The organism is Micromonospora craterilacus, from assembly GCF_003236315.1.
Lineage (GTDB): Bacteria > Actinomycetota > Actinomycetes > Mycobacteriales > Micromonosporaceae > Micromonospora > Micromonospora craterilacus.
On record NZ_POTY01000327.1, the window covers coordinates 1 to 5,760 of the forward strand.

Below are 5,760 nucleotides of genomic sequence, written 5' to 3' on the forward strand. Positions count from 1 at the left end.
GTGGCGGCGTGGTCGGTGGGGGAGTGCTCGGCGGCGGGGTGGTCGGCGTGGTCGAGCCGGTGCAGACCGTGCCGTTGAGGGTGAACGAGGCCGGCGCCGGGTTGCTGCCGGTGAAGCTGCCGTTGAAGCCGATGTTGGTGCTGGCCCCGGTGGACAACGCACCGTTCCAGCTCATGCTCTGCGCCGTGACGGTGCGGCTGCTCTGGCTCCACGTCGCCGACCAGCCCTGCGTCAGGCGCTGGCCGCTGTCCGGGAAGGCGAACCCGAGGGTCCAACTGCTGACCGCGTCGCCCAGGTTGGTGATCGTGACGCTCGCGGTGAACCCGCCGGACCAGCTGTTCGTCGTGTAGGTCACGGCGCAGCCGGTGGCGGCCATCGCGTTGGTGGCGGGCAGGGACGCCAGCGCGCCGAGGGTCAGCGCCCCGACGGTGCCGGCCGCGACCAACAGGCGCCGGAAGCGGCGCGGAGGATGCTTCATGGTGGACCATCGCAATCTGGTCGTGGTGGTGGGGTACGGCATCTCCGGTGACATCGGACGGAGGGCCGGGAGCGCTCCCACGGCAGCCTACGATGTTGCGAAACAGTCACGCAATATTTCCATACATCGAACTCTCGCCGGCCTGCGGCGCCCAGGAAAGTGCCCCGGTGGCGTCACGCCGCCACGGCCGGGTCACGCCTCCCCGGCGGCGCGTCGCCGGTCGGCCTCGGCGTCGGCGGCCCCGACCGGGGTCGGGTCGGTGTCCCGCTGCGCTCCGGTCAGGTCGACGTCGGCCCCGGCCCGGGCCGCGTCGGCCGCCGCGTCGTCCGCGCCGACCACCTCCCCGCCGGCCGGCTCGCCGTCGTCCTCGATCAGCTTGCCGGCCGCGGTGACCGCGATCGGCGTGTACCTGGGGTCGGTCATGTCGCCCTCCTCGCCGGTGTCGGAGTAGGTACCCGCCGCGCGCCCGCCCACACGAGATCCACCCGCCCGGCAGCCCTGCCGGTTCGGAGTTGGTCTTGGCCAATGCGTGGTCGTTGCCGGATCGTTGCCTTACCCGTCGTGCGGGACGGGGGACCGAACGTGTTGGCGGCTGGCCCGTTCGTGCGTAGGTCATCCCTCGGCTGGACCGTGACTCGCCTGGTGACACCCACGGTGACGAAGCTCCCGACGGGTCCGTCCACAGTGCGGACCCCGCCAAATGCGAAGTCGGGCCTGATTTGTGCTGCTCACTACCCTGGCCCTGATCATGTGCCAGTGAACCTCTCGACTTGACAAGGGCTACGAATGAGTGACAGTCACTCTCCGTACGGAGGGCAGCCGGACCCGAACGCCGCCGCGTGGGGCGCCCCACCCGGCTCACCGGTCGGGCAACCGGTCCCACCCGGTTCGCCAGTTGGTCAGCCGCCGCCTGGCTCCCCGATCGGCCAACCGATGCCGCCCGGCTCCCCGATCGGGCAGGCCGGCGCGCCCGGCTACCCGCCGCAGTTCGGTGCGCCGGTCCCGCCACCACCCCCGCCGTACGGTGTTCCGCCCCAGAAGTCCTCGAACACCGGGCTCTGGCTCGGCCTGGGCATCGGCGCCGCCGTGATGGCGGTCCTCATCGCCTGCGGCGGCACCATCGGCTACTTCATGCTGGGTGACGACGACGAACCGGCGCCGTCCGTGGGCGGCTCGAGTTCCGCACCCGCCGAGCAGGGCGCTCCGTCGAGCGCGCCGCCGGCCGAGGAGCAGCCCGACAACAACAACGCGATCACCGCCCGCAGCTCCAGCGACATGAAGGCGGTGTGCGAGGGCAGCCCGATCCTCAACGCCGCGCCGTACAGCGACGCGAAGGGTGCCAAGGTCTACACCTACGCCAACTCGCCGGATCGTCCGGAGTCCTGGCTGGGCAAGTCGGTCGGCGTCAACAAGCCGTACTACGCCAAGACCGCCGACTGGGCGACGGTGTCGGTCGTCGGCTGTCTCGCCTTCGAGGAGGGCAGCGAGGGCGAGCCCCGCAAGTGCGACTACAAGGACCGTGACGACAAGCAGGTCACCGTCGACTACATCTCCTCGCGCTACACCTTGACCTTCCACGCCGCCAAGACCGGCGAGAAGATCGGTGACGGTGGCCGGATCAACGCCCCGGCCGTCCGCTGCCCGAGCTTCATCTCGTACAACAGGACGACCATGAAGGCGTACGCCCAGCCGGACACCGCCGCCATCGAGCTCGCGCTCGAAAAGTTCACCTCCTGACCCGTCCCCCGTCAGTGGTTCCGCTGATCGTTGGCAGCCTGGCAACTCGACACGTCGAGCGTTCAGCAGCCGGGCTGCCAACGATCACGGGAGGCCGGATGCGACCCCGTCTGGCGGCATCAGGGGTTGGACGAGAACTCGGTGAAGTCGAGGACCTCGCTCTCGGCCGGGACCTTGATCTCGGGGAAGGAATCCCCGAACCGGCTGATGACCACCTCGCCCTCGTTGCCGGGTCCGACGATGAGCAGCGGACGCGGCTCGCCGGTCGTCGCCACGTACAGCGTGCTGTCGTCCTCCTTGCTGACGAGCGCGATTGCCGGGCCGGCGTCGATGGTCTTGCTCTCGCCCTTGACGACCCCCCCTTCGACCGCGAGCATCTCGCGCGGGTCGGCGAGCAGGAAGAGATCGGCAAAAGCCTTGTCGTCCGGGTCGACCTTGACCCACCGGCCACCGACCAGCTTGGCCATGCCCGCGCCCTCTTCGCCGGCCATCTCCTTCCAGAACTTGGCGTTCGCCTTGAAGTACGGTTGGCCGTCCACCACGAGCACGTGGATGGTGCTGCCGGCCTGGACGAGCGAAGCGGCCACATCCTCGCCGTCGACCTTGAGGTCGATGGACATCAAGCCGTCGTCGCCCCCCATCTCGCCCTTGAACTGGTACGACCGCGCCGTTTCCAGAGCGGCTGTCGCCTTCGTCAGGATCTCCTCCGCAGTGAGATCCGCGACGCCGTTGCTGGCGGCCGCAACCGACTCCGACGGACCGGGTGACGACGTGCCGCTGCCGTTCTGACCACCGCAGCCGGCGAGCAGGATGCCCACGACAGCTGCGGAGACGAAGATGCGCGCCATGCGCATGTCTGAGCCCCTCTCGGTATCCGCTGTGCCCAAGATCAGGCACTCGGCAGAGCATAGGCTGCGGCAGCCGCTGGCTGTGGCATCGAGGCGCCGGACCGAGTGCTGTTCGTGCCGCGCTGGACGACTGTGCTGCGTTGACGGCGGCTGGCAGGCTTTGCGCCATGGGGAGCCTCGTCGCGCAGTTGCCCGCACTGCTCGGTGTGCTGGTCGGCACCGTCGGCACGATCCTCGCCACGTCGCTGGCCGACCGGTCGCGGTGGCGTCGGCGTCAGACGGTGCGGTGGGACGAGCGGCGGCTGGACGCGTACGCCGAGTTCGCGCGGGCGCTCAAGGAGGTGCACACCATCGCCAGCCGGTTGATCGGCGGCTACCTCGACCGGGACGAGGAACTCGCCGCGTTGGCCGAGGCCGACTTCCGGCACACGATCGCCTGGGAGAACGTCCTGCTGCTCGGCGACGGGCCGACGGTGACCGCGGCCCGGGCATGGCGGGACGCGGTCTGGGAAGTCGAGCGCCTTGCCCGTAGCCAGCAGAACCCTGACCACCTGCCCGACCTGCTGCACCGGGCCAACGAGGCGCGGGACCAGTTCTACCACGCGGCGCGCGGCGGTCTCGGTGTCGGCGGTGGCTCGGTCGCCCAGGCGGCGTTGCTGGTGAGCAGGCTCAGGGACGGCCGTGCCTCGCATGCCGGCGCTCCAGCCGAGCGGTGATCGTCCAGCCGCTGGCGCGGGAACGCACGGCTCGGTTCGGCGTGCTGCGAGCCGGGCGATTCAGGCCGCGCGGCACCTCAGCCGGGTGGCGGCTCAGGCCGGGCGGTTGCTCAGGCCGGAGCCAGCGGCTCAGGTTCGGTGGGCGGGTTGGTCGAGGATGGCGCTGAAGCGTTCCTCGGCCAGGTCGAGCTGATCGAGGATGTGCTGCTTCACCGGTGCCGACAGGGGAGTGTCGGGGCGGGTGACCAGGTCGCGGAAGACGGGTACCAGCGGGCGGTACTTGCGGGCCGACGACTCGACCTTCGGGCCGACGGAGTGGATCACCCCCACGCCGTTGTCGGTGAAGTCGGAGACCTTGATGACCCGCGCCCACGGTTCCCGGTCGAGGCTGGCGGCGACATGCTCGTGGTACTGCTCGTTGCGGTCCCGGGCCGGGTCCCACGGCGGGTTGGTGACGGCGGCGACCAGGTGCGCCACCCGCGGGCCGAACCGGTCGGCGAGCACGGCCAGGGCCGCCACGGTCGGGTCGGCGGCCGAGGGATCGCCGGCCAGCTCGGCGGGGTGGTCCTCGACGGCGTCGTGCAGCAGCCCGGCGACGATCACGTCGAGGTCGCGTACCTGGTAGTGGTGCATCATCCGGATCGTCACCCGGAGCAGATGGTTGAGGTAGGGCTCCCGGGACCGCCGGTCGTCGTGGTGCAGCTTGGCGGCCAGGTCCAGCGCCTCGCAGAGGCGTCGCTGGCCGTCGGCGTCGAACGCCTCGCTCTCCAGCCGGAACCGCTCCCGCAGGCCGACCTCGCCGTGGATTTCGGTGATCGCGTGCATCGGCATGGTGGCCAGGTACGGCGGCAGTTCCATGCGTTTCTTATATCCGATCTTCACCATCGGCAGGGGACCGGCTGTCCGCCGAGGTGCCGCCGTCGACCCGGCCGGGCGACACCCTGGCCGGATCCTCACTGCGGCCGTCTGGAGTTACCTGACGAGCCGTCGTCTGTCGCGGTCTGGCCGTCCGGCGGCGGTGGTGCCTCGGCCGGCTCCGCGTACGGTCGCTGCTTCGGGATGTCGCCCGACGTGGTCGGTCCGAAGAGGTCGCTGTCGTGCAGCGCCGCACGGAACTGGTCTTCGAGCCGCCGCAGGGTGGCCTTCTGCTCGGCCAGCAGGCTTTCCACCTCGCCGGCCACCTTCCCGTCCGGCTGCTGCCCGTCGGCGGCGAGGCGGCCGGCGAGATCCTCCAGGATCGTCACCACCTGCCGGCTGAGCTGCTCGGCGCGCTCCGCCCGCCGCTTCCGTACGTCGAACTCGCTGTCGATCCTGATCAGCTGTTCGAAGTAGGGCATGGTGAGCGCCCGGACGCGTTCATCGGGCCGGACCCGGACCCGGACCACACACTCGACCGGCCCGTCGTCGTGCGGGTACCGCCACGGGCCTTCGGCGCGGAGCAACCCCTGCAGTGTCGCCTCCAGTTCGGCGGTGCGATGTGGTGGGAGCTGGCCGGCCGGTGCCGCCGCCAGGTGCGCCAGCCGTACCGTGACGTGCGGCATGAAGTAGCGCGCGTAGCTGGTCAGCGCCTCCCACGGGAGGTGATCGGACGACCAGGTGACGAAGGCGTCGACGGCGAAGATGAAGACACCGTCCTGCGCGGAGACCCGGATCGGTGCCGGCGTTTCGTGGCGTTCGGTGCGACGGCGGGGCGCGGTCGAGGTTCGTACGACCGACGCCCGGCCGGAGTCCTCCTCCTGGAGGGCGTCGGCCATGCGCGTCCAGAGCTGGACCACCCGGCGCCAGAACCGGACCACGGCCAGCAGCAGCGCCGTCGCCCGTTCGCTCAGTCGCCGCCACCGGTCGGCGGAGGCCGCCTCCCGAGCCGAGGTTCCGGTAGCCCCGGCGGAGTCGGCCTCTGGACCGGAGGTGCCGGTAGCCCCGGCGGAGGTGGCCTTCGGAGCGGAGGTGGTGGTGGTCTCGGCGGGGGGCGTTTCCGGCG

General features: G+C 70.8%; 7 protein-coding genes. 2 read left to right on the top strand and 5 right to left on the bottom strand.

Annotated elements, in window-relative coordinates; genetic code table 11:
• On the bottom strand, positions 1–478 hold a 478-nt coding region (locus C1I95_RS31185), incomplete at its 3' end, for a cellulose-binding domain-containing protein (protein ID WP_199523992.1).
• Between the two features lie 192 nt (positions 479–670).
• Positions 671–901: a hypothetical protein gene (locus C1I95_RS31190; RefSeq protein WP_111219343.1), complete on the bottom strand. Its 231-nt coding sequence runs from the start codon at positions 899–901 to the stop codon at positions 671–673.
• 510 nt (positions 902–1,411) lie between these two features.
• Between C1I95_RS31190 and C1I95_RS31195 the strand changes: the two genes are divergently transcribed.
• Positions 1,412–2,215, top strand: coding sequence for a hypothetical protein (locus C1I95_RS31195; protein WP_233513997.1), 804 nt, complete (start codon positions 1,412–1,414; stop codon positions 2,213–2,215).
• Between the two features lie 119 nt (positions 2,216–2,334).
• Here the strand turns inward: C1I95_RS31195 and C1I95_RS31200 are convergent, their stop codons facing one another.
• Positions 2,335–3,063, bottom strand: coding sequence for a hypothetical protein (locus tag C1I95_RS31200; protein WP_146605915.1), 729 nt, complete (start codon positions 3,061–3,063; stop codon positions 2,335–2,337).
• Positions 3,064–3,230: 167 nt separating this feature from the next.
• On the opposite strand from C1I95_RS31200, the gene C1I95_RS31205 reads away from it, so the two are divergent.
• The gene (locus C1I95_RS31205; protein ID WP_111219337.1) at positions 3,231–3,779 is read left to right on the top strand and encodes a hypothetical protein; all 549 of its coding nucleotides are present in this window, start codon (positions 3,231–3,233) and stop codon (positions 3,777–3,779) included.
• A 129-nt stretch (positions 3,780–3,908) separates the two neighbouring features.
• Here C1I95_RS31205 and C1I95_RS31210 read toward each other — a convergent pair whose 3' ends face one another.
• Both C1I95_RS31210 and C1I95_RS35500 read right to left on the bottom strand, forming a co-directional pair.
• Entirely contained in the window at positions 3,909–4,637 is a 729-nt protein-coding gene (locus tag C1I95_RS31210) for an HD domain-containing protein (protein WP_111219339.1), read from the bottom strand.
• Between the two features lie 95 nt (positions 4,638–4,732).
• The coding region (locus C1I95_RS35500) for a hypothetical protein (protein ID WP_111219341.1) at positions 4,733–5,760 on the bottom strand (1,028 nt) is incomplete at its 5' end.

What these genes read in the sequence shown, in the direction of transcription:
- C1I95_RS31190 (WP_111219343.1), bottom strand. Translation starts at nt 901, where the DNA reads ATGACCGACCCCAGGTACACGCCGATCGCGGTCACCGCGGCCGGCAAG.
- C1I95_RS31195 (WP_233513997.1), top strand. Translation starts at nt 1,412, where the DNA reads ATGCCGCCCGGCTCCCCGATCGGGCAGGCCGGCGCGCCCGGCTACCCG.
- C1I95_RS31200 (WP_146605915.1), bottom strand. Translation starts at nt 3,063, where the DNA reads ATGGCGCGCATCTTCGTCTCCGCAGCTGTCGTGGGCATCCTGCTCGCC.
- C1I95_RS31205 (WP_111219337.1), top strand. Translation starts at nt 3,231, where the DNA reads ATGGGGAGCCTCGTCGCGCAGTTGCCCGCACTGCTCGGTGTGCTGGTC.
- C1I95_RS31210 (WP_111219339.1), bottom strand. Translation starts at nt 4,637, where the DNA reads ATGGAACTGCCGCCGTACCTGGCCACCATGCCGATGCACGCGATCACC.